The organism is Nonomuraea sp. NPDC050556 (genome assembly GCF_044457355.1).
GTDB lineage: Bacteria > Actinomycetota > Actinomycetes > Streptosporangiales > Streptosporangiaceae > Nonomuraea.
Genome location: NZ_JBITGU010000005.1, coordinates 1 through 22748, shown reverse-complemented (window position 1 = coordinate 22748; position 22748 = coordinate 1). Strand labels below are relative to the sequence as shown.

The 22748-nt window shown below is 69.4% G+C and carries 23 protein-coding genes and 1 riboswitch; of the genes, 10 read left to right on the top strand and 13 right to left on the bottom strand.

Annotation, left to right across the window (positions count from 1 at the left end):
* Genes ACIBG8_RS42370 through ACIBG8_RS42350 form a run of 5 tightly spaced genes read right to left on the bottom strand, consistent with a single transcriptional unit; the run spans nt 1 to nt 4363 of the window.
* Entirely contained in the window at nt 1-225 is a 225-nt protein-coding gene (locus ACIBG8_RS42370; RefSeq protein WP_397348906.1) for a DUF6458 family protein, read from the bottom strand.
* 56 nt (nt 226-281) lie between these two features.
* On the bottom strand, nt 282-1181 hold the full coding sequence (locus ACIBG8_RS42365) for an MBL fold metallo-hydrolase (protein WP_397348905.1): 900 nt from the start codon (nt 1179-1181) through the stop codon (nt 282-284).
* The gene (gene murF, locus ACIBG8_RS42360) at nt 1178-2503 is read right to left on the bottom strand and encodes a UDP-N-acetylmuramoyl-tripeptide--D-alanyl-D-alanine ligase (RefSeq protein WP_397349733.1); all 1326 of its coding nucleotides are present in this window, start codon (nt 2501-2503) and stop codon (nt 1178-1180) included. The genes ACIBG8_RS42365 and murF overlap by 4 nt, the downstream gene beginning before the upstream one ends.
* Before the next feature lie 5 nt (nt 2504-2508).
* Nucleotides 2509-3435 (bottom strand): D-alanine--D-alanine ligase family protein, encoded by a 927-nt coding sequence (locus tag ACIBG8_RS42355; RefSeq protein WP_397348904.1) that lies wholly within the window; start codon nt 3433-3435, stop codon nt 2509-2511.
* Entirely contained in the window at nt 3428-4363 is a 936-nt protein-coding gene (locus tag ACIBG8_RS42350) for a threonine/serine dehydratase (RefSeq protein ID WP_397348903.1), read from the bottom strand. Before ACIBG8_RS42350 ends, ACIBG8_RS42355 begins: the two co-directional genes overlap by 8 nt.
* Before the next feature lie 133 nt (nt 4364-4496).
* Between ACIBG8_RS42350 and ACIBG8_RS42345 the strand changes: the two genes are divergently transcribed.
* Together ACIBG8_RS42345 and ACIBG8_RS42340 are read left to right on the top strand one after the other, a co-directional pair.
* Nucleotides 4497-4931 (top strand): BTAD domain-containing putative transcriptional regulator, encoded by a 435-nt coding sequence (locus tag ACIBG8_RS42345; protein ID WP_397348902.1) that lies wholly within the window; start codon nt 4497-4499, stop codon nt 4929-4931.
* A gap of 36 nt (nt 4932-4967) precedes the next feature.
* Entirely contained in the window at nt 4968-5261 is a 294-nt protein-coding gene (locus ACIBG8_RS42340) for a hypothetical protein (protein ID WP_397348901.1), read from the top strand.
* On the opposite strand, the gene ACIBG8_RS42335 is transcribed toward ACIBG8_RS42340, so the two are convergent.
* Nucleotides 5258-7063 carry an acyl-CoA dehydrogenase gene (locus ACIBG8_RS42335; RefSeq protein ID WP_397348900.1) on the bottom strand — a complete coding sequence of 602 codons (1806 nt, stop codon included), beginning with the start codon at nt 7061-7063 and terminating at the stop codon, nt 5258-5260. The genes ACIBG8_RS42340 and ACIBG8_RS42335 overlap by 4 nt on opposite strands.
* 103 nt (nt 7064-7166) lie before the next feature.
* On the opposite strand from ACIBG8_RS42335, the gene ACIBG8_RS42330 reads away from it, so the two are divergent.
* The 5 genes from ACIBG8_RS42330 (at nt 7167) to ACIBG8_RS42310 (ending at nt 10305) form a co-directional block, all read left to right on the top strand.
* Nucleotides 7167-7970 (top strand): class I SAM-dependent methyltransferase, encoded by an 804-nt coding sequence (locus ACIBG8_RS42330; RefSeq protein WP_397348899.1) that lies wholly within the window; start codon nt 7167-7169, stop codon nt 7968-7970.
* 21 nt (nt 7971-7991) lie between these two features.
* Nucleotides 7992-8054: riboswitch (guanidine-III (ykkC-III) riboswitch) on the top strand.
* 33 nt (nt 8055-8087) lie between these two features.
* Nucleotides 8088-8408 carry a DMT family transporter gene (locus ACIBG8_RS42325; protein ID WP_397348898.1) on the top strand — a complete coding sequence of 107 codons (321 nt, stop codon included), beginning with the start codon at nt 8088-8090 and terminating at the stop codon, nt 8406-8408.
* Nucleotides 8409-8509: 101 nt separating this feature from the next.
* Nucleotides 8510-8905, top strand: coding sequence for a VOC family protein (locus ACIBG8_RS42320; RefSeq protein ID WP_397348897.1), 396 nt, complete (start codon nt 8510-8512; stop codon nt 8903-8905).
* Nucleotides 8906-8929: 24 nt separating this feature from the next.
* Nucleotides 8930-9397: an SRPBCC family protein gene (locus tag ACIBG8_RS42315; protein WP_397348896.1), complete on the top strand. Its 468-nt coding sequence runs from the start codon at nt 8930-8932 to the stop codon at nt 9395-9397.
* Entirely contained in the window at nt 9394-10305 is a 912-nt protein-coding gene (locus tag ACIBG8_RS42310) for an NADPH:quinone oxidoreductase family protein (RefSeq protein WP_397348895.1), read from the top strand. The genes ACIBG8_RS42315 and ACIBG8_RS42310 overlap by 4 nt, the downstream gene beginning before the upstream one ends.
* Here the strand turns inward: ACIBG8_RS42310 and ACIBG8_RS42305 are convergent.
* A complete protein-coding gene (locus ACIBG8_RS42305; protein WP_397348894.1) occupies nt 10271-10720 on the bottom strand; it encodes a hypothetical protein in 450 nt (149 codons plus the stop codon). The genes ACIBG8_RS42310 and ACIBG8_RS42305 overlap by 35 nt on opposite strands.
* 75 nt (nt 10721-10795) lie before the next feature.
* On the opposite strand from ACIBG8_RS42305, the gene ACIBG8_RS42300 reads away from it, so the two are divergent.
* The gene (locus tag ACIBG8_RS42300; RefSeq protein ID WP_397348893.1) at nt 10796-11713 is read left to right on the top strand and encodes a GNAT family N-acetyltransferase; all 918 of its coding nucleotides are present in this window, start codon (nt 10796-10798) and stop codon (nt 11711-11713) included.
* Here the strand turns inward: ACIBG8_RS42300 and ACIBG8_RS42295 are convergent.
* Nucleotides 11692-12234, bottom strand: coding sequence for a PadR family transcriptional regulator (locus ACIBG8_RS42295; protein WP_397348892.1), 543 nt, complete (start codon nt 12232-12234; stop codon nt 11692-11694). The genes ACIBG8_RS42300 and ACIBG8_RS42295 overlap by 22 nt on opposite strands.
* A 58-nt stretch (nt 12235-12292) precedes the next feature.
* Between ACIBG8_RS42295 and ACIBG8_RS42290 the strand changes: the two genes are divergently transcribed.
* Nucleotides 12293-13036, top strand: a complete 744-nt coding sequence (locus ACIBG8_RS42290; RefSeq protein ID WP_397348891.1) for a dienelactone hydrolase family protein — start codon at nt 12293-12295, stop codon at nt 13034-13036.
* Here the strand turns inward: ACIBG8_RS42290 and ACIBG8_RS42285 are convergent.
* From ACIBG8_RS42285 to ACIBG8_RS42275, 3 genes are all read right to left on the bottom strand, one after another.
* A complete protein-coding gene (locus tag ACIBG8_RS42285) occupies nt 13014-15005 on the bottom strand; it encodes a molybdopterin-dependent oxidoreductase (RefSeq protein ID WP_397348890.1) in 1992 nt (663 codons plus the stop codon). The genes ACIBG8_RS42290 and ACIBG8_RS42285 overlap by 23 nt on opposite strands.
* A gap of 18 nt (nt 15006-15023) precedes the next feature.
* Nucleotides 15024-15263, bottom strand: coding sequence for a hypothetical protein (locus tag ACIBG8_RS42280; RefSeq protein ID WP_397348889.1), 240 nt, complete (start codon nt 15261-15263; stop codon nt 15024-15026).
* A gap of 110 nt (nt 15264-15373) precedes the next feature.
* Entirely contained in the window at nt 15374-16645 is a 1272-nt protein-coding gene (locus ACIBG8_RS42275; RefSeq protein ID WP_397348888.1) for a M28 family metallopeptidase, read from the bottom strand.
* A gap of 209 nt (nt 16646-16854) precedes the next feature.
* Here ACIBG8_RS42275 and ACIBG8_RS42270 point away from each other — a divergent pair, with 209 nt between their 5' ends.
* Nucleotides 16855-19233, top strand: coding sequence for a YbhN family protein (locus tag ACIBG8_RS42270; protein ID WP_397348887.1), 2379 nt, complete (start codon nt 16855-16857; stop codon nt 19231-19233).
* Between the two features lie 35 nt (nt 19234-19268).
* Here ACIBG8_RS42270 and mgrA read toward each other — a convergent pair whose 3' ends face one another.
* Both mgrA and ACIBG8_RS42260 read right to left on the bottom strand, forming a co-directional pair.
* Nucleotides 19269-20276, bottom strand: a complete 1008-nt coding sequence (mgrA, locus tag ACIBG8_RS42265) for an L-glyceraldehyde 3-phosphate reductase (protein ID WP_397348886.1) — start codon at nt 20274-20276, stop codon at nt 19269-19271.
* Nucleotides 20273-22318, bottom strand: coding sequence for a S9 family peptidase (locus ACIBG8_RS42260; protein WP_397348885.1), 2046 nt, complete (start codon nt 22316-22318; stop codon nt 20273-20275). The genes mgrA and ACIBG8_RS42260 overlap by 4 nt, the downstream gene beginning before the upstream one ends.
* Nucleotides 22319-22748 lie beyond the last annotated feature (430 nt).

Here is a 22748-nt window from a genome sequence, read left to right as displayed (position 1 = left end):
TCAGACCTCCGGCGGGTTGTTCTCACGGTGCATGAGACGGTCGTCGGAGGTCTTTCCCCGCCTGGGTGCGAGCAGGACGCTCAGGACCACCCCGATGCCACCGACGATCATGAAGATCAGCCCGATGATGTCCATGTGCACGGAATCGCCGAACACATCGGGCTCGATCGCGAATTTCAGGATGGCGCCGAGCGTGAGGAAGAAGATGCTGACGCCGACACCCATGACGACCTCCGGGGGGAGAGAACCGCGTACGGCAACCCTAATACCCCGATCACCCTTCAGGCATGGCAGGTCAGCGGGTTCCCGCCATTGAAGGTGATCATGTCGAGCACCGCCGCGGTCAGATCCACCTCGGTCCCGTCGAGGTCGGCGTAGGCGCGGTGCAGGTTGCCCACCAGCCGCTCGGGGTCGACCAGCTCCGCGTACGCACCCAGATCGGTCTCGCGCGCCGTCTCCAGCGGCGAGAGCCCAGCGGCCCGCCCACGGTCGGCAGCCTCCTGGACGAACCGGAGATATCCCCGCACCTCGTCGATCACCTCGGGCCCGCACACCGCGCCGTGCCCCGGCACGATCGTCTCCGCCCCGAGCCCCTCCACCAGGTCGAGCGCGCGCAGCGCCCCGGCGATCGAGCCCATCAGCATGAACGGCGTGCCGTCCTTGAACAGCAGGTCGCCGGAGAACAGCACCTTGCGCGAGGGGATCCAGACGAACGAGTCGTTGGTCGTGTGCGCCGCGAACCCCACGTGCACGACCTCGCACCGCAGGTCGTCGGAGTAGAGCGCGATCCGGTCGGTGAAGGTGAGGAACGGCGGCGCCACCTCCATCGCGCCCCACTCCACGTCGGGCGACCAGGCCAGGCCCAGGTAGGTCGGGATGCCCTCGGCCAGCACCTGCTCGCGCGTCTTCTCGTGCCCGACGATGGTCGCCTCGGGGAACAGATGGTTGCCGAAGGTGTGGTCGCCGTGGTGATGGGTGTTCACCAGCGTGGTGACCGGACGGTCGGTGACGCCCGCTATGGCGTCCTTGAACGCCCGCGTCCTGCGCTCGGTGGAGGAGGCGTCGATCGCGATGACCCCGCGCCGCCCGGCCAGGAACCCGGTGTTGTTGATCCACCAGCTCCCATTCTGCTGGATGTAGGCGTGGACGCCGTCGGAGACCTCACGCACGTACGACTTCATAACGCTCCCTGGAGACCGATCTCGCTCGACGCCTTGACGAAGACCACGTCGCCGGGGAGCACGAGGTCCTCGACCGCGGCGCACGCCGCCGCGCGGTCCGGCACGCGGTGAACGGTCACCCCCGAGGCTCCCTCGGCGATCGCACCAGCCTCGCCGACCGCGATCAGGATGTCGATGCCCAGCTCCGCCACCAGCCGCCCGATCACCACGTGCCGGTCGCGGGCCAGGCTCGCCTGCCCGGTCATCTCGCCCAGGACCGCGACCGTACGGCGGGCCCCGGCCATCGCCTTCAGCGCCAGCAGCCCAGCGCGCATCGACTCCGGATTGGCGTTGTAGGCGTCGTCGATCACGGTGACGCCGTCCGGCCGCTCGCGCACCTCCATCCGGCCGGGCGAGCGCCGCGCTGCCCCCGACAGGCGGGCGGCGATCACCTCCAGCGGCAGGCCGAGCGTCGTCGCGGCGGCGGCCGCCGCCAGGGCGTTGGCCACCTGGTGCGCGCCGACCAGGCCGAGCGTGACCCGGGCCGAGCCGTACGGGGTGCGCAGGGTGAACGAGGGGCGGGCGCGGGCGTCGAGGACGACGTCCTCGGCGCGGATCTCGGCTCCGGCCGCCGTGCCGTACAAGATGATCTGGGCTCTGGTGCGGCCGAGCATGCCCATCACGTACGGGTCGTCGGCGTTGAGCAGCGCGAAGCCGTCGGTGGGCAGCGCCTCGACCAGCTCGCCCTTGACCGCGGCCACCTCGGCCAGGCCGCCGCCCATCGTGGTCAGGTGGGCCGCGCCGACGTTGAGCACGAGGCCGATCCTCGGCGGCGCGATGGCGGTCAGGTAGGTGAGGTCGCCCTTGCGGCCGGCGCCCATCTCCAGCACCAGGTAGCGGGTCGCCGCGTCGGCGCGCAGGACCGTGAGCGGCAGGCCGAGCTCGTTGTTGAACGAGCGGTCGGTGGCGACCGTCGGCGCGTCAGGTTCGAGAACCTGGGCGAGCAGGTCCTTGGTCGTGGTCTTGCCGACAGAGCCGGTCAGCGCCACCACCGTCGGTGCGATGCGCGAGAGCACCTCGCTCGCCAGCTTCCCCAGCGCGGCCTCGACGTCGTCGACCACGACGCACGGCACGTCCAGCGGTCTGGAGCCGAGCACCGCCACGGCGCCGTCGGCGACGGCCTTGGCGGCGAAGTCGTGGCCGTCGGCGCGCGCCCCCACCGTGGCCGCGAACAGGCCGCCTGGCACGACCTCGCGCGAGTCGACCGCGGCCGGTGCGGTGACCAGTGCGTCGATCGACGGGGGCGCGGCGCCGAGCAGCCGGGCGATCTCGGACAGGGCCATGGGGATCACGCGTTCTTCCTTTCCAGCGCAAGGTCGATGAGCCTGCTGAGAAGCTCCGGGTAGGGCAGGCCGGCGTGCGCCCAGGCCCTGGCGTAGACGGAGCGCGGGGTGAAGCCGGGCATGGTGTTGATCTCCAGCACGTAGAGGTGTCCCGTGCCGTGCTCGTAGAGGAAGTCGACCCTGGCCAGGCCGTACCCGCCGATCGCGCGGAAGGCGCGCAGCGACAGCGCGCGCACCTGGTCGGCCACCTCGGGTGGCAGGTCGGCCGGGATGGCGACGTTGTCGGCCTCGCTGAAGTACTTGGTCTCGTAGTCGAGCCAGTCGCCGCCCACCTTGATCTCGCCGACCGGCGACGTCCTGGGCGCGTCGTAGCCGCCGAGCACGCCGCAGACCAGCTCGCGCGCGTCGACGCCCTGCTCGACGAGCACCACCCGGCCGTGCCCGAACGCCTGGTCGACGCCGCTGTGCAGCTCGGCGACCGTCGTGGCGCGGGTGATCCCGATGGAGGAGCCCAGGCTGGCCGGTTTGACGTACATCGGCCAGTCCAGCCCGCCGACGTCCATGACCTCGTTCCTGGAGAACGAGACCGCCGGGGTGACCGGCAGCCCCTCGGCCGTGAACGCGCGGCGCATCGCCACCTTGTCCATCGCAATGGCCGACGCCAGCACCCCGCACCCCACGTACGGCAGGCCGAGCGTCTCCAGGTGCCCCTGGAGCGTGCCGTCCTCGCCGAACGGCCCGTGCAGCACGGGGAACACCACATCGGCGCGCAGCTCGGAGGCCCACGAGCCGTCCCTGCCGATGACGATCGGCAGGGGCTCGTACCGGTCCAGAGGCAGAGCCGCGAGCACGGCGGCCGCCGACATCAGGGACACGTCGTGCTCGGCCGACGGCCCACCGGCCAGTACGGCGACGCGCAACCGCTCAGCCATGACAGATCAACCTCTCCACCAGGCCGCGCGCCACATTGCCCCCGGTCAGCACGACTCCGACGTCCCGATGGACCGTTCCACCCAGCGCCGCCGCGAGCCCGACCGCGCCAGCCGGTTCGACCAGCAGCTTGGCCCGGAACAGCAGCAGGGAGAACGCGCGGACGATGTCGTTCTCACCCACCGGGATCGCCCTGGCCACCACGTCCTTGATCAGCTCGAACGGCACGCCGCCCGGCCTGCGCGCCACCAGCGCGTCCGCGATCGTCGCCCCCGGGCTGGCCGACACCCGCTCCCCGGCGAGCAGGCTGGCCTGCATCGCGCCGCAGGCGGCCGGTTCCGCCGCGTAGACCGTGATCCCCGTGCCCCGGGCGGCGAGCGCGGCCCCCGCCACGCCGCACCCGCTGGCCGCCGGGACGATCAGCGCGTCCAGCTCGCCGACCTCCTCGATCAGCTCCCGGCTCGCCGTACCCTGGCCCGCGATCACGTCGTGGTCCCCGCGCACGTCGATGAAGGCGTAACCACGCGCGTCACGCACGCCCTCGGCCGTCGCCCTGCACCCCTCGACGGAGTCGTCCACCTGGATCGCCTCGGCGCCCCACGCCTTGATCCGCTCCACCTTCGCCGGCTCCGCGCCGAACGGGAGGACCACCGCCGCGGGCAGGCCCAGCTCGGAGGCGGCCATGGCGACGGCGATGCCGTGGTTGCCCGAGCTCTGCGTGACCACCCCAGGCGCGCCGGTCTCGGCCGCCCTGCCGACGGCGCGCATCGCACCGCGGTACTTGTAGGAGCCGCCCCGCTGCAGGTTCTCCGCCTTCAACCAGATCCTGGCCCCCGCCAGCTCGTCCAGCGCCTCGCACCTGATCACCGGCGTGTGGTTCACCCGGCCCGACAACCACACGGCTGCCTCGGCCACATCTGGCTCCGTCATCGTGCCTCCCCTCGTGTGTCCGTTCCGCGCCAGCCTCGGGGAGCGGTGTTGACGCATCGTTAGTGGGACGTATATGTGCCTATGAGCTGCATAGAATTGCGCATCACCCTTCTTGGTGCGGTGACGATGACCTGTGACGGGGCCGCCGTGGACGCGGGCTGACCGCAGCGGCACGCGGTACTCGCCGGGCTGCTCCTGCGGCCGGGCACGCGAGCGTCCACGCACGAGCTCATCGACGGCGGGTGGGGGTTACGCGCTGGGCGACTGCGCGTCAGACGCGGAGGAGTTCGCCGCGCTGGTGCGCCGGGCCGAGGGGCAGGAAGCCCGGCAGGCCCGCGACACCCTCGCCAGGGCGCTGCGCCTGTGGCGCGAACCGGCGCTGGGCGGGGTGCCAGGCCCGTTCGCCGAGGTACAGCGAGTGGCACTGGAGGAGACGCGGCGGCCGTACGGGCTCGGTGTGCGGAGCTCGACGGGCGGCACACCTCTGACCGGGTACGGCCGGCGGAGGTGCCCGAGGCGACGAGCCCGTCCTTCGCGGCCGAGTGCCCGCTCCTGGAGGAGCTGCTGACCTCGGCTGGCCCCGCGAGGTGTGGAACGGGCGGCGTTGTACCGCTCGACCCTGGCCGGGCGCCGGATCCTGGGGGTGCTGTTCATGACGCGGTTCCAGCGCGGGGTCGACACGCCCGCGCAGGGCGCCAGGTCGCTGACGCGCGCGGGCATCACCGGCATGGTCGCGGTCCCGCTGGTGGGCCTCGCGGGTCTTGGCGGGGGCCGCCGCTCCCAGCGTGGTCCGCTGGGCGGAGCGGGGCCGCGTGGGCGTGCCCGCATAGCGGAACCGCCCGCCCGTCAGGTGAACGGGCGGGCGGCTCTGTTACCTGCCGCGGGAGCAGGTGGCTAGAAGGCCTCCTCCGGGAGGTCCATCAGGCTCAGGTCGGTCGCTTCGAGGATGCGGCGCTCGGCGCCGAGCCTGGGCAGCACGGTCGTGGCGAAGAACGAAGCCCCCGCGACCTTGCCCTGGTAGAACGCGTCCTCCTGGGAGGCCAGGCGGTCCAGCGCGATCTCCGCCTGGCGCAGCAGCAGCCAGCCGATGATCAGGTCGCCCAGCGCGAGCAGGAACCTGGTGGTGTTGAGCCCCACCTTGTACACGTCGCGCGGCGCCTCCAGCGAGCCCAGCGCCCAGCCGGCCATCACGTCGCCCATGGCCTTGACGTCGGCGGCGGCTTCGGCGAGAAGCTTGCGCTCCTGCTTCAGCCTGCCGTTCCCGGCGTCCGAGGCGGCGAAGGCGTTGATCTCGGCCATCAGCGACCCGACCGCCGCGCCCTGGTTGCGCAGGATCTTGCGGAAGAACAGGTCGAGACCCTGGATCGCGGTCGTGCCCTCGTAGAGGGAGTCGATCTTCGCGTCGCGGATGTACTGCTCGATCGGGTAGTCCTGGAGGTAACCCGACCCGCCCAGCGTCTGCAGCGAGCGGGAGAGCATCTCGTAGGAGCGCTCCGAGCCCACGCCCTTGACGATCGGCAGCAGCAGGTCGTTCATCGCCTCCGCGTCCTTGTCCTCCGGGTTCACCAGCAGGGTGTCCTGGAAGGTCGCGGTGTAGAGGACGAGGGCGCGCATGCCCTCGGCGTACGACTTCTGGAGCATCAGCTCGCGCCGTACGTCCGGGTGGTTGGTGATGGGGACGCGGGGGGCGCTCTTGTCGGCCATCCGGGTGAGGTCGGCGCCCTGCAGGCGGGCCTTGGCGTACTCGAGGGCGTTGAGGTAGCCGGTCGAGAGCGTCGCGATGGCCTTGGTGCCGACCATCATGCGGGCGTGCTCGATGACCATGAACATCTGCTTGATGCCCTCGTGCACCTCGCCGACCAGCGTGCCGACGGCCGGGTGCTTGTCGCCGAAGGTGAGCTCGCAGGTCGTGGAGACCTTGAGACCCATCTTCTTCTCGACGTTGGTGACGTAGACGCCGTTGCGCTCGCCGAGCTCGCCGCTGTCCAGGTCCACGTGGAACTTGGGCACGAGGAACATCGACAGGCCCTTGGTGCCCGGACCGTGGCCCTCGGGGCGGGCGAGCACGAGGTGGAAGATGTTCTCCGACATGTCGTGCTCTGCGCTGGTGATGAAGCGCTTGACGCCCTCGATGTGCCAGGTGCCGTCAGGCTGCTGGATCGCCTTCGCGCGACCGGCGCCGACGTCGGAGCCCGCGTCGGGCTCGGTCAGCACCATCGTGGCGCCCCAGTTGCGCTCGATCGCCATCTCGGCGAAGCGCTTCTGCTCGGGGGTGCCGACCTTCCACAGGGTGTAGGCGAAGTTGGGTCCCGCCGCGTACATGTACAGGGCCGGGTTGGCGCCGAGGATCATCTCGGCGGCCGACCAGGCCAGCGTGCGCGGGATGCCGGGGCCGCCCAGCTCGACGGGCAGGTCCAGGTGGGCCCAGCCGCCGTCCATGATCGCCTTGAAGGACTTCTTGACGCCGTCGGAGACGGTCACCGTGCTGGTGGCCGGGTCGAAGACGGGCGGGGTACGGTCCCCCTCCTCGAAGGAGTCAGCCAGCACGCCACTGGCCAGGCGGGACACTTCTTCCAGGATCGAGCGGGCCGTGTCCTCGTCCACTTCCGAGAACGGGCCCGTGCCCAGGATGTCGCGGCGGCCGAACACCTCGAAGAGGTTGAATTCCAGGTCGCGCACGTTGCTCTTGTAGTGGCCCATGGCGGTGCTCTCCTTGAACCGAGGGGGCTTTAGTACTGGCCAGTAACCTTACTCGTAATGCTACCCGCGGGTAACCACCGCTATGCGTGGCATGCTCGTCTACATGGACGTCGAAGAGCTCGCAACCCGGTGGCGGGAGAGGCTGGAGTCGTGGGCGATCCCCGCGCGCATCCTGGCCGAGGCCCCTGTCGATCCGTGGGCGCACTCTCCCGTCCGATTCGCCAGCCGTACCGACCGGGCGCTCACGGAACCGGACGGCGGGCCGACCGTGACCAGGGTCCTGGAGGCACTGCCCGAGAAGGGTTCGCTGCTCGACCTCGGTTCCGGCACGGGAGCTTCCTCCCTGCCTCTGCACGCCCGCGTCGGCGAGGTCGTCGCGGTCGACGAGTCCGCCGGGATGTTGTCCGGGCTGGAGGACCGGGCGGGCAAGGTCGGCGTGCCGGTCACGCTGGTCGAGGGGCGCTGGCCGGACGTCGCGGCCGACGTGCCCGTCTGCGACGTGGCCGTGTCGGGGCACGTGGTTTACAACGTTCCCGACCTGGTGGAGTTCGTGCGGGCGGCGCACGCGCACGTGCGGCGGCGGGTGGTGCTGGAGCTCACGCACCGGCATCCGATGAGCTGGCTGAACCCGTTGTGGGAGCACTTCCACGACGTGCGGCGGCCGGTGCGGCCGGTGGCTGAGGACGTGGTGGCGCTGGTGGCGGCGCTGGGGTACCGGGTGCGGGTGGAGGAGCGGGAGGCGCCGCTGGAACGTTTCGTGTCGCTGGAGGAGCTGTCGCTGTCCGCCTGCCGCCGGTTGTGCCTGGACCCGATGCGGGCGGGCGAGGTGGGGCGGACGGCCATGGAGCTGGGCATGTGGCCGGTGCCGAGGGATCGGTGGGCCACGATCTGGTGGGACAAGGAATGATTTTTCGGGGTTTGTAGTTGTTGCTTGTGAGCTGATCGCTCCCGGACGAGATGCGCCGTACCCGGCTTGCCAAGACGACGCGCGGTATTTCGTCGTCGTCTGGAGGGCTTGATCGCCATGGCATGGATCGTCATCATCATCGCTGGACTCTTCGAGGTCGCGATGGCCTACTCGCTGAAGATGAGCGAGGGACTCTCCCACCTGTGGTGGGCCCTGTCGTTCCTGGGCTTCGCCGTACTGAGCTTCGGACTGCTCTCCTACGCCCTGAAGTCCCTGGAGGTCGGTACGGCTTACGCCGTGTGGACGGGCATCGGCGCGGTGGGTACGGCGGCGCTCGGCATGATCGCCATGGGCGACGACGTCTCCCTCCCCAAGATCGCCAGCATCGCCCTCATCCTCATCGGCGTAGTAGGCCTCAACCTCACCGCCTCCCACTAACCCCATCTCCCTCCAACCCGTGGGAGGTGAGATGGGGTGTGGGGGATTGTTTGGGGTAACCGGCTTGACCCGGTTGGTGGTGTCGGGGTTGGGTGTGGCTCATGATTGAGATCCACGCCGTGACCATCGACTGCGCCGACCCCTTCGAGCTCGCCACCTGGTGGAGCAACGCCACCGGCCTCCCCATGGGCGCGGACGACAAGCCAGGCGACGACGAAGTGATCGTCCAGCTCCCCTATGACAACCTCTTCCTCCTCTTCATCCGCGTCCCCGACGCCAAGAGCGGCAAGAACCGCGTGCACCTCGACGTCAACGGCACCGAGGGCCGCACCCGCGACCAGGAGGTGGAGCGGCTCCTGGAGCTCGGCGCCACGCTCCACGAGGACCACCGCAACCCCGACGGCACCGGCTGGGTCACCCTGAAAGACCCCGAGGGCAACGAGTTCTGCGTCTGCCGCAGCCAGGCGGAGCGCCAGAACACCCCCTTGCCCGAATGATGTTCTAGAAGGCAAGCTGGCGCCATGACCGAACCGAGCGCGTCCGCGAAGATCGAGATCGCCGCTCCCCCCGAGCGGGTCTACGAGCTGATCACCGACCTGGCCAACCTCGGCGCCTGGAACGCCGAGTGCGAGAGAGCAGGCTGGGTCGGTCCGGTCAAGGAGGCCAGGCCAGGTGCGAGGTTCCGCGGCTCCAACCGCAACGGCTCGCGCCGCTGGTCCACCCGGTGCACCGTCACCGCGGCCGACTCCGGCCGCACCTTCGCCTACCACGTGAGGGCAGGAGGCGTCCTCGACGTCGCGATCTGGCGCTTCGACCTGACGCCGACCGAGGACGGCTGCCTGGTCGAGCAGAAGACGTGGGACACCAGGGGCGCGTTAATGCGCGTCGTCGGCGGCCTCGCCACCAACGTCAAGGACCGCGTCTCGCACAACACCGCGAACATGGAGAAGACGCTCGGCAACCTCAAGCAGGCGGCTGAACGCCGGTGAAGGCGATCGTCTGCGCGGAGCTGGGAACCGTCCAGCTGCAGGAAAGGCCCGACCCTGTCCCGGGTCCTGGGCAGGTGCTGGTCGAGGTGGAGGCCGCTGGCGTCAACTACGTCGACGGCCTCATGGTCCAGGGCGGCTACCAGCTCAAGCCGCCCCTGCCCTTCATCCCGGGCAGCGAGGTCGCGGGCAGGCTGGCCGACGGCACGCGGGTGCTGGCGTTCTGCGGGCTCGGCGGGTTCGCCGCGAAGGTGCTGGTGCACGAGACGCAGGCCGTACCCCTGCCTGACCGGCTGGACGCGCCGCGGGCGGCCGGGTTCGCCCAGAGCTACTGCACTGCGCTCTACGCGCTGAGAGAACGCGCCGCGCTCACACGGAACGAGCGGGTGCTCGTGCTCGGCGCGGGAGGCGGGGTCGGGCTGGCCGCGATCCAGGTGGCCAAGGCGCTCGGCTCCGCCGTACTGGCTGCCGCGTCGAGTGAGGACAAGCGCAAGCTGGCCGTGCGGGCCGGGGCCGACGAGGTCGTCGGCTACGAGGGTCTGAAGGACGCCGCCAGGGCGTGGGGTGTGGACGTCGCGCTCGACCCGGTGGGCGGAGAGCTGTCCGAGCAGGCGCTCCGCGCGCTGCGCGAGGGCGGCCGCCTGCTGGTCGTGGGGTTCGCCGCCGGCATCCCGAGGCTCCCCGCCAACCAGGTGCTCCTGCGCAACAGGTCGGTCGTGGGCGTGGACTGGGGCGCGTGGTCGATGGCGAACGGCCTGGCCAACAGGGCGCTCCTCGACGAGCTTCTCGCGATGCCGCAGATCGATCCCGTGGCGCCGGAGGTCAGGCCGCTCGCCGAGGCGGGACGGGCCATGGACGATCTGATCGGTCGCCGGGTCACTGGGAAGATCGCGCTCGTCCCTTCATCGTGACCCCGATGATCCCGACGATGAGGTAGACCAGCGCGCCGTGCCACATCGCGTCCCAGGCCGCGCCGAAGACGCCCTCGCCGTCGAGCACGAGCTGCACCGGGTAGGAGAGCACGGCGGTCACGCCCGCGGGCAGCAGCGCGAACTTCCACGGGTGCTTGAGCGCCCACAGCCGCGCCTGCCTGGTCGTCCTGTCTCCCACGTCGGGCTTGGACACGGCGCCGATGGCGGCGATCAGCGTGAACAGGCTGATGCCCAGGCTGAGCGCCCACGTCAGGTCGGCGTCGCCGGTGATGGCGCCCATGCCGAAGCTGGCGAGGGAGATGGCACCGCCGCCGATCGCGGCGGCCTTCCAAGGGGCACCACGCAGAGCGGCGCCGGAGAGCGACAGCTCTTCGCTACGCGAGATTTCGTTCATGACCTCAGACTGCCCTTTTCACCCCCTTGTCCACATCGGGGACGGACCCTGACCCGTCCCTGACATGATTCGGACATGCAGGAAATGACTATCGAGCGACTCGGTGACGACGAGGGGGAGCGGCTCAGGGAGATCAGGCTCCGCGCGCTCCTGGACGCGCCCGACGCCTTCGGCTCCACGCACGCCCGCGACGCTGCCTACCCACCGGAGAAGTGGACGGAGCGGCTGAAGAGCAGCGCGTGGTGGGTGGCCGTCAGGGACGGAGAGGACGTCGGCCTCGTCTGCGGGATGGCCGAGGAGGACGGCGTGCACCTGCTGTCCATGTGGGTCGCCCCCGACGCCAGGGGCGCGGGGCTGGCAGGACGGCTGGTCGACGAGGTCATCGCCTGGGCGCGTACGGCAGGCGCCGAGCAGGTCGGCCTGTGGGCGGTCGACCAGAACGCCGCCGCCCGCGCCCTCTACGCGCGCAAGGGGTTCACCCCCAGCGGCAAGGTCATGGCGCTGCCGTCCAACCCCGAGCTGATGGAGTCGCACTACGTCCTGTCCCTGATCTTCCGTACGGCACGCAGGGAGGACGTTCCGGCCATCGTGGCGATGCTGGCCGACGACCACCTCGGCGCCACCCGCGAGAGCGACCCGAACGACCCCCGCTACGCCGAGGCCTTCGACCGGATCGACGCCAACCCCTGGGACGAGCTCATCGTCGCCGAGGTCGGCGGCAAGGTGGTCGGCACCATGCAGCTCACCTACCTGGCCGGGCTGTCCCGCATGGGCGCAGAGCGCTGCCAGGTCGAGGCCGTCAGGGTCGCCGCCTCGACGCGCGGCATGGGGCTCGGCGGGAAGATGATGCGCTGGGCCATCGACAGGGCCAGGGCGCGCGGCTGCGCGATGGTGCAGCTCACCTCGGACAACTCACGCACCGAGGCGCACCGCTTCTACGACGCGCTCGGCTTCACCGCCTCGCACGTGGGCTACAAGCTCGCGCTGAGCTGATCCACCATCCAGCGGCACCACCCGGCGCGGTGCCGCTCGTAGCTCAACCCGCACATCAGCGTCGCGTACGACGCGAACGCCGGGTGGCCGACAGGCGGCGGCCCCTCGAAGGACGCCTGCATCTCCTCGTAGTCGGCCACCTGCCGTTCGTGTACGGCGAGCTGCTCCTCGAACAGCCGCCGGACCAGGGCGGGCTCTGCCAGCCACGACGCGTAGGCCTTGAGCACCAGCTCGTCGCGCTCCGGCCGCTCGCGGGCCGGCTCGGTCACCCAGGTGCGCAGCGCCGACCTGCCCGCGTCCGTCAGGTGGTAGACCTTCTTGCCCTGCGGTCCTGGCCCGTGCTCTGCCTCGAACCGCACCAGGCCGTCGGACAGCAGTTTCTGCAGGTCGGTGTGGATCTGGCTGTGGCCTGCCGTCCAGAAGTATCCGACGGGCCGCTTCATGGTGGCGGCGATCTCGTAGCCCGTTCGTGAAGCCCGCGCGAGCACCGCGAGTATGGCGAATCCCAGCGTTGAGGTCATGGTCCCCCAAGGGTATGGTTTCCCCACAACTATGTCAGTTCAGACATAAGGAGATGCCGTGCGACGGCTCGTGGGTGTAGCTGGGCTCGTACTGACGCTGACGGCCTGCGGGGGCGCGGCCAGCGTCAGCGCTCTTACCCCTACCCCGAAGGCCCCGACGGCCTCGAAGGCTTCGGCCGTCGCTGTGCCGACGGGCCCCAATGTCAACGGGTGCTTCACCGACAAGGACGGCAAGATCTTCAAGTACGGCGACGAGGACATGCCGGGCATCATTGCCGGGGACGGCAAGGTCGGCGCGGTCATCACCTACGAGCGCGGCGGCAACGTCTGCACGTGGCGCCCGCTCTCCGACCGCCTGGTCGCCGCCGGATACCGGGTGCTGCTCTACTCAAGGAGCTCGGCGAACGCGCCTGCCGAGGTCATCCTCGACATGGCGGGCAGGCTAGCCAAGGAGAAGGGCGTCGAGCGCCTCTACCTCGTCGGCGGCTCCATCGGCGGCACGATCTCGGTCACCGCGGCGCTCAAGCTCAAGGGTCTGGCCGGCGTCGTCAGCATGTCCGGCAGCCCCGACCCGGCGGACACCGCCAAGCTCACCGTCCCGCTGCTGCAGCTCGGCAGCCAGGACGACTATTCCGGCGGCGGCGAGGCCATCAAGAGGGCGCACGACGCGGCCACTGAGGTGCCGGACAACCAGATGCAGATCTTCCCCGGGGCGACGCACGCCTCAGGGTTGTTCACCACCGAGCACGGGCCTCAGGCGCTCGACACCATCCTCGCGTTCATGGACAAGCACAAGGGGTGAGCTCGACCCGGTTGTCGTGGTAGGCGGGGCCCCTGCCCATGTCGGCGTCCCGCTCGGCGACGACCGCGTTCGGGTTGCCTCCGCCGGGGCTGAGCTTGGGCCAGCGGCCCTTGGGTGAGGCGACGACGCCCGCCGCGACCCGGTCGCTGATCTCCACGTCGGCCAGGAACTCGCCGCCCGCGTTGTGCACCCGCACCCGCTGGCCGTCGGTCAGGCCGCGCGCCTCGGCGTCCACCGGGTTGACCAGGACCGTCGGGTCCTTGGCCCGGCGCAACAACTCGGGGTTGTTCGCGAACGTGGTGTTGAGGAACGTGTGCGCGGCGGGGGTGATGAGGATGAGCCCATCGCCTTCGGCAGTGGCGGGCGGCACGTAGGCCTTGTCCGGCGGGGGGAACCTGAGCCGCCCGCTCGGGGTGGGGAAACCCTCGGCGAAGGGTGCGAAGGGCTCGGGGTAGTTCATCCGCACCCATCCCTCCTTGCGCAGGCGGTCGAGGGTGATGCCCTCCAGCGACGGGTGGCCGCTGGACAGCAGCTGCTCGGTCAGCTCCAGGTCGGAGTCGAAGAGCGACGGCTCGGTCATCCCCATGTGCGCGGCCAGCCGGCGGAACGTCTCCGTCGTGGACAGGGCCTCACCGGCCGGTTCCACGGCGGGCTCGTTCCACAGCAGGTACAGGTGGCCGTAGCCGGCGTGCAGGTCGGCGTGCTCGGTCTGCATGGTCGCGGGGAGCACGATGTCGGCGTAGTCGACGGTGTCCGTGGGGAACTGCTCCATGACGACCGTGAACAGGTCCTCGCGCTGGAGGCCCTGCCTGATCGTGTTGGTGTCGGAGGTGGAGCCGAGCGGGTTGGCACCGTACACCCACAGGCATTTGACCGATTCGAGCTGCGAGGCCAGCTTGGTCATCGTCAGCGTGCGCACCGGCTTGGCGAGCAGGTCGTCGCGCATGTCGATGTCGAAGTGCACGTGGCCGCTGGTGGAGTAGGCGACGCCGCCGCCGGGGTGGCGCCAGTCGCCGGTGACGCCGGGGATCGCGGCGATCGTCCGCAGGGCGGTGCCGCCGCCCTTGTGGCGCTGGATGCCCTGGGTGGCGCGGATGGCGGTCGGCCTGGTGTGGGCGAGCTTCATCCCCAGGCTGTGGATGGACTCGGCGGGGATGCCGGTGATCTCGGCGGCCTTCTCGACCGGATATTTCCGGATCTCTTCCTGGAAGCTCTCCCAGCCCTCGGTGTGCTCGCGCAGGAACTCCTCGTCCTGCGTGCCCTCGTCCAGGACCACATTGAGCAGGGCGAGGGCGAGCACCGCGTCGGTTCCTGGGCGGATCGCGAGGTGCTCGTCCGCCTGGTCGGCCGTACGGGTGCGGATGGGGTCGATGGCGACCACGTGCGCGCCGTTGGCCCTGCCGTCCTGGATGAACTTCCACAGGTGGTGGCCGGTGGTCAGCGTGTTGGTGCCCCACAGGAGGATCAGCTTGGACTGGGCGAAGTTCTCCGGGTCCATGCCCGCGGGGGTGCCGTTGGTGCGGGTGAGCCCGGCGCCGCCGGCGGACGAGCAGATGTTGAGCCAGTGCTTGGAGGCGCCGAGCACGTTCCAGAACCTGCGGCCCGCGACGCCTTCCTCGCCTTGGAGGTAGCCGAGGCTGCCGGTGCCGAGGTAGGGCCAGATGGCCTCGCCGCCGTGCTCGTCGACGATCTGGCGGAGCCGTACGGAGATCTCGTCGAGCGCCTCTTCCCAGGTGATCCGCTCGAACTGCCCGGAGCCCTTGGGCCCGGTACGGCGGAGCGGATACAGGATGCGATCCTGCGCCTGGGTGTGTTCAAGGTAGCGGTTCACCTTCACGCAGAGGGCGCCGCGGGTGTAGGGGTGGTCGGGGTTGCCCCGCATCTTGACCGCCTTGCCGTCCTCGACGGTGACGATCCACGAGCACGTGTCTGGACAGTCGAGCGGGCAGGCCCCGAGCACCTTCAGCATGACATCAGAGTAGATGATTCACCCGGAATGGCCGAGTTTGTCCGTTGCCCTGCCCCACGCCTCCTCGCTGAACGTCCTGGCCCCCTCCGCCACGTGACCGAACGTGTCGACGTAGGTCTGCATGATCAGGGAGCCCGACTGGACGACGGTCACCATGATCTCGCCAGCCGTGTTCACCCCCCAAAGACCGCGCGGCAACTTCGTCTTGACCGCCACCACCGTCGCACCCGGGATGACGGGCAGGTCAATGGCGGGCACCTCGCTCACCCTGACGCGGATGCGCTTGCGATCCAGTCTTTTACGTTCATGTCCTTAACGGTGCGACATACATGACTACTGGTGCCCGAGAAACTGGTGATTCTTCTGATTTATCGCCACGCAAAAGTTTCTAGTGCGGAAGCCGTCGCCTCGGTCATGACCCCGAGTACCTCCTCGTCGACGTTCTGGATCGTGTCGCACGCCTGGTGATAGCAGCCGTCCTGCGGGTTGCCCGCCGCCCCGCCGAACTTCTTGGCCTCCTCATGCGTCTTCTCCTCCTCCGCACCGGTGAACAGCCCGCCGGACGGGATCCCCGCCTCGATGAACGGCCCGTAGTCCGACCTGCCGGTGAAGTCCGTCCCCATGTACGGCAGGCCCTGCCGGGTGAAGTACTTCTCGAAGGCGCGCTCGATCCGCGCCGACCCCTTCGGCCCGGGCCCTGCGCCCGTCTTGTCGGAGTCGTCCCCGTCGTAGATCCCGAAGGTCGCGTTGGGCGAGGCCACCATGTCCAGGTTGAGGTACAGCTTGATCCTCGCCCGCTCCTCCTCGGAAAGGCTCGCCACGTAGTGCGTCGACCCGAGCAGCCCCTCCTCCTCGGCCCCCCACCAGGCGAAACGCACCGGCCGCGACGGATGCAGCCGGGCCGCCTGCAGCGCGATCTCCAGTGTCGCCGCGCTCCCCGAGCCGTTGTCGTTGATCCCCGGGCCGTCCTGCACCGAGTCGAGGTGCGCCCCGACCATCACGACCTTGCCCTTCCCCGGACGGTCGGCGATCACGTTGTGCGTGGTGCGCATCTCGCTGATCGTCTTGGTGAACACCCTGACCTGGTCGAGCTTGGCCACCCGCGTGCCGTCCTTGGCGTCGACGCCCACCACGGGGATGCTCACCGGCCCGTCCAGGCTGCCCATGAACGGCCCGCGCTTGTTGACCACCACGACCGCGGCTGCGCCCGCCTCGACCGCCGCGTCCGCCTTCGTGGCGAAGCTGCACTCACCGCGCTTGACCAGCGCGATCCGCCCCTTGGCGAACCCCTTGAACTCGCCCGCCGTACAGCCAGTGCCTGCTCGCTGGGGGGCGGACGTCACGTCGCCGCTGCCGGAGTAGATCAGGGTCGTCCCCAGCGAGGCCGGGGCGAGCTCCCTGAAGAAGGGGAACTCGAACGGCTGCATGGTCACCTGGTAACCGGCGCGGCGCAGCTTCGCGGCCACGTAATCGGCCGACGCGTCGTAACCGGACGTGCCCGCCGCCCTGTTGCCGTCGTTGGCGTCGGCGATCGCCTGCAGCGCCTGCAGATGACCGAGCACGTTCTCGGTGGAGACCGCCTCGACGAGCAGGTCGCCCGGGGTCAGAAGGGCCAGGGCAAGCAACGCGTGAGTGAGCATGGAGAAAGCGTCGCCAATACGCGGACCCGGTGAGCCGACGGCACAACGCGCCTGGCAGAGTCCTTACCCGGTGCGATGACTGCGGTGACGATTGGGGACACTAGAGGTTAAAGATCGCACGCTTGGCTGGAGAAGGTGCAGAATCGCTGTCGGTGGCGAATATCAGAGATCGTGAAAAAGCGGCGGACCTCTCGGAGGGGGATCCAGCCGTGAGTGGCGCGCGCGCCGACGAAGTCGTCTTCGTCGTCGAACCGCTGCTGCCCCAACGGCTGCGCCGTCCTTCCGATCTCCTGCGCTTCCTGGCCACGCTGGTGTCGCTGTCCGCGGTCGTCCTGCTCGCGCTCGTCGCCAAGCAGACGCTCAACGGGCTCGAGGCCGACGTCACCGTCGGCACCAGGTTCCTGCCCGAGGTGCTGAGCCGGGTCGCCGCGTTCGTCGGTGGCGCGGCCGTGCTCGCCGTACCTGCCGCCTTCGCCGTCGAGCGGGTCTTCCACCGCGACGGGCTGCGGGTGGCCGAAGGGCTCATCGCGGCCATCATCGGCATGGTCGGCTCGTTCCTCGTCGGCGAGTGGCTGGTCTCGCCCAGCGGCCCGGACGACCTGCGCCAGCTCCTCGTCGGCGCGGGCGCGGAGCCGCTCAACACGCTGCTGACCTCCGTGATCGCCTACGCGACCGCCGTGCGCATCTCCAGGCGCCCCACGTGGCGCGCCTGCATGTGGCTGGCCGTGAGCCTCGACCTGCTCGCCCTCTACTCGGGCAAGCAGATCACCCTTCCCAGCGCGATCGTGACCATCCTGACCGGCATGGCCATCGGGTACGGCACGCTGTACGGCGTAGGCAGCCCCAACACCAGGCCGCCGGGCAACGCGGTGATCGCGGCCCTGCGCAAGCTGTCGTTCTCGCCGGTCTCCGCCCGCCGGATCGACGACGACCACCAGGGCAGCAGGCGCTACGCCGTAGGACTCAAGGACGGCAGCAGCCTCGACGTCACCGTGCTCGACCGCGACCGGCAGGTCGCCGGCCTGCCGTACCGGCTGTGGCGACGGATCAGGCTCAACTCCGAGACCAGGAGGCGGGCGATCCGCTCGCTCAGAGCGGAGCTGGAGCGCGAGGCGCTGATGGCCTACGCGGCGCAGGCGGCCGGGGCGTCCACGCCGCGCCTGCTGGGCACCAGCGAGATCGGCACCGAGGCGGCGCTGCTGGCCTACGAGCACATCGAGACCAGGCCGCTCGACGACGTGCCCGACGACGAGATCGACGACGACCTGCTCGCCCAGATCTGGGAGCAGGTCATGCTGCTGCAGGTCCAGCGGCTGGCCCACCGGCGGCTCATCGGCGACAGCATCCACCTCGACCGGGCCGGCCGGGTCGTCCTCATGGACGCGCGCAGCGGCGAGATCGCCGCTGGCGACCTGCTGCTCCGCCTCGACATCGCGCAACTGCTGACCTACCTGGCGATCAGGGTCGGCGCCGAGCGGTCCGTCGCCGCCGCTGCGGCCATCCTCGGGCCGGACACCCTGGCCGGGTCGCTGCCGCTTCTGCAACGCATCGCGCTCACCCGCGAGACGCGGTCGGCGGTGGCCAAGGACAAGGAACTGCTCCCGGCCATCCGCGAGCGCATCGTCGCGCTGAAGCCGCAGGCCGAGGTCGAGGAGGTGCGGCTCGAACGGTTCAAGCCGCGCACGCTGATCACGATCATCGCCAGCGCGTTCGCCGCCTACATCCTGTTCTCCCAGCTGAGCAAGGTGAACCTGGGCCAGGTCGTGACCACGGCCAATTGGAGCTGGGCGGGGGTCGCGCTGATCGCTTCCGGGGTGAGCTTCGTGGCCGCGACCCTGATGATCAGGGGGTTCGTGCCCGCCGCGCTGCCGTTCGGGCGCACGTTGCTGGTGCAGTTCGCCTCGTCGTTCGTGAAGCTGGTGGCACCGGCGGCCGTGGGCGGCGTCGCGATCAACACCCGCTACCTGCAGAAGCGCGGCGTCCCGCCGACGCTCGCCCTGGCCAGCGTGGGGGCCTCGCAGCTCGTCGGGCTCGTCTTCCACATCGCGTTGCTGCTGCTCTTCGCCTACGTGACCGGGTCCAACACGGCCACGTCGTTCACGCCGTCGCGCACGCTGGTCCTCGTGATGCTCGGTGTGTGCGTGCTCGTGGTGGTGGTGCTCGGGGTGCCGCCGCTGCGCAGGATCATCACCAAGCGCACCAGGTCGCTGTTCACCAACGTGCTGCCGCGGCTGCTCGACGTGCTGCAGTCGCCGCGCAAGATGCTCGAGGGGTTCGGCGGCACGCTGCTGCTCACCATCGCCTTCGTGACCTGCCTCGACGCGTGCGTGCTTGCGTTCGGCGGCGACATGAGCTTCACCGCCGTGGCCGTGGTGTTCCTGGCGGCCAACGCCATCGGTTCCGCCGCGCCCACACCCGGCGGGCTGGGCGCGGTCGAGGCCGCGCTCATCGGCGGCCTGACCGTGGCTGGGCTGCCGGCAGAGCTGGCCACCTCGGCGGTGCTGCTCTACCGGCTGCTCACCTTCTGGCTGCCCGTCCTGCCCGGATGGGCGTCGTTCACCTATCTCCAGCGGCACGAGGCCCTGTGAGCGAGCGAAGCGAGTGAACCAATAAACACAGCCTTTTAAGCTCGTGAGTCCGACGGAGTCGGACTCACGAGCTTGTCGATGGCCGCCAGTTCGTCCTCCGTGAACGGCGGGCCGTCCACCATCGCGATGTTGTCCTCCAGTTGCTTCACGCTGGAGGCGCCGATGAGGACGCTCGTCACCCGCGGGTCCCTGCCCGCCCACGCCAACGCCATCTGAGCCAGCGACTGCCCACGCTGCTCGGCCAGCTCGTTGAGGCTGCTCGCCAGCTCCCGGTCGGCCTCCGCCTGCTCCTTCGACAGGAACCGGCTGGTGGCGGCCCGCGAGTCCTTGGGCACGTCCTTGAGGTAGCGGTCGGTCAGCAGGCCCTGGGCGAGCGGTGAGTACACGATGCACCCCATGCCCGCCTCCTCCAGGGTGTCCAGCAGGCCGTCCTCGATCCACCGGTTGATCATGGAATAGGACGGCTGGTGGATCAGCAGCGGCGTGCCGAGCTCGCGCATGATGCGCGCGGCCTGCGCCGTCTGCTCGGCTGAGTAGTTGGATATGCCCGCGTACAGCGCCTTGCCGCTTCTGACCGCGTGGTCGAGCGCGCCCATCGTCTCCTCGAACGGCGTCTCCGGGTCGGGCCGGTGGCTGTAGAAGACGTCGACGTAGTCGAGACCCATGCGCTGGAGCGACTGGTCGAGGCTGGCCAGCACGTACTTCCTGCTGCCGAACTCGCCGTACGGCCCCGGCCACATGTCGTAGCCCGCCTTCGACGAGATGATGAGCTCATCTCGGTACCGCGCGAAGTCCTGGGCGAAGATCGTGCCGAAGTTACGCTCAGCAGAGCCGTACGGCACGCCGTAGTTGTTGGCCAGGTCGAAGTGCGTCACGCCCAGGTCGAACGCGCGGCGCAGGATCTGGCGGGAGTTCTCGATCGGCCGGTCGTCGCCGAAGTTGTGCCACAGGCCCAGGCTCACGGCGGGCAGCTTCAGCCCGCTCCTGCCACTGCGGTGGTACGGCTGGCGCTCGTACCTGTCTTCCGCTGCCGTGTACGTCATGCGGTGCCCCTCTCGATGATCCAGGAAAGCGCGAACGCCTCCTCGCGCCAGGAGTCGTAACGCCCGCTCCTACCCCCGTGCCCCGCGCCCATCTCGGTCTTGAGCAGGAACGGCCCGCCCTGCGCCGTCGCGCGCAGCCTGGCGATCCACTTGGCCGGCTCGTGGTACATGACCCGGGTGTCGTTGAGGCTGGTGATGGCGAGGATCGGCGGGTACGACCGGCCGTCCACGTTCTCGTACGGCGTGTACGACTTCATGTACGCGTAGACGTCCGCGTTGTGCAGCGGGTCGCCCCACTCGTCCCACTCGATCACGGTCAGCGGTAGCGACGGGTCGAGGATGGTGTTGAGCGCGTCGACGAACGGCACCTCGGCCACCACGCCGGCGAACTCCTCAGGGGCGAGGTTGGTGATGGCGCCCATCAGCAGGCCGCCCGCAGAGCCGCCGCGCGCGATGACCTTGCTGGAGAAGCCCTTCTTCAGGTGCTTCGCCGCGGTCACGAAGTCGGTGAAGGTGTTCTTCTTGTGGGTCATCTTGCCGTCTTCGTACCAGTGGCGGCCCATCTCGCCGCCGCCGCGCACGTGCGCGATGGCGAAGGCGAAACCGCGGTCCAGCAGCGAGAGCCTGGCGACGGAGAAACCGGGGTCGATCGAGGTCTCGTAGCTGCCGTAGCCGTACAGGACGGTCGGCGCGGGCGTGGCGGCGTCCTTGCGCTTCACGATGGAGATCGGCACCCTGACGCCGTCCTCGGCGGTGGCCCACTCGCGGGTCTGCTCGTAGTCGGCCGGGTCGTAGCCGCCGAGCACCGCGCGCTGCTTCAGCAGGATGAGCTCGTGCGTGGCCAGGTCGTAGTCGTAGACCGACGGCGGGGTGACCATGCTGGTGTAGCCCAGGCGCAGGCGGTTGGTGGAGAACTCGGGGTTGCCTGCGGGGGAGACGTCGTAGAGGGGCTCGGGGAACTCGATCTCGTAGGCGTCGCCGTCGTTGGGCAGGACCCTGATGCCGGTCAGGCCGTCGCGGCGGAAGTGCAGCACCGCGTGGGTCTCGAAGGCGTCGATCTCCAGGAGCCTGGTGTCGGCGCGGTGCTCGATGAGCGGGGTCCAGGTGCCCGGCTCGTTCTTCTGAGCGGTTGCCAGCTCGAAGTTCTCCGCGTTCTCGTTGTGCAGGACGAGGAAGTGGTCTCCCGCGTCCTCGATGCCGTACTCGACGCCCGTGGTGCGCGGCCGTACGACCTGGAACTCGCCCGTGGGGTCGGCCGCGTCGAGCAGGCGCACCTCGCTGGTGATCTTGCTTCCCGCGCCGAGGACCAGGTACTTCTCGCTCCTGGTCAGGCCGATGCCGACCCAGTAGCGCTCGTCCTGCTCCTCGTAGACCAGGACGTCGTCGTCGGAGCCGAGGGTGTGGCGGTAGACCTGGAACGGGCGCCAGGCGTCGTCGACGCGGGTGTAGAAGAACGTGGTGCCGTCGGCCGACCAGGCGCCGCCGTAGAAGACGTTCTCGATGGTGTCGTCGAGGAGCTCGCCGGTCTCCAGGTTCTTGAAGCGCAGGGTGAAGCGCTCGTCGCCCTTGTAGTCGGTGGAGAAGGCCAGCATCGTGGCGTCAGGCGTGAGCGCGCTGGTGCCGACGGCGAAGAAGTCGCTGTCGCCGGCCAGGGCGTTGCCGTCGAGGAGGATCTCCTCGTCGGGCAGGCTCGCGCCTGGCTTGATCTCGGGCGGGGTGTCGCCCTCAGCGGGGACGCGGCAGGAGACGGCGTACTGCTTGCCCTCTTCCGTGCGGGAGAAGTACCACCAGGAGCCCTTGCGGCTGGGTACGGAGAGGTCCGTCTCCTGCGTCCTGCCCTTGATCTCCTGGAAGATCTGCTCCTGCAGCTCTCCGAGGTGGGCGGTGTTCTCCTTGAGGTAGGCGTTCTCCGCCTCCAGGTAGGCGACCGTGTCCGGGTCGTCCTTATCGGTAAGCCAGGCGTACTCGTCGATCACGGTGTCGCCGTGATGGGTGCGCTCGGTAGGAACCTTCTTCGCCACAGGCGGCGTGTTGCTGCTCACGTGGCGAGTCTATGTTCGGCCGTGATCGTTCTGTGGCCGTGAGTCGTCCCGAGCACTCGGGGGGCGCTGCTAATGTTTAGGAGCCGACAAGGTGCGGCGCAACCATCCTCTTCACTCTGGTGACTTTGGCATGGTTCGCACCATCGGCTCCCTGAAACTCGGCAGTCCTGAAGATCGGTTCGCTAACCGGTTGGAAGGCTGGTAAGTTAGAGGGGTTGCCCCGGAAACGGGGTGGTCGAAATTCCCGCACAAATGTCCGGCAGCGTCAATTTGACACTGACCAGGCCGAATGCGAGAATAGAGACACAACGGAACGAAATGCCACCTGATCGGTTAGCGGGTGTACGCGTCCGTTTCTTGAGAACTCAACAGTGTGTTAAAAGCCAGTGCATGATGCACAACCCCGTCATGTATATGACGGATTCCTTTG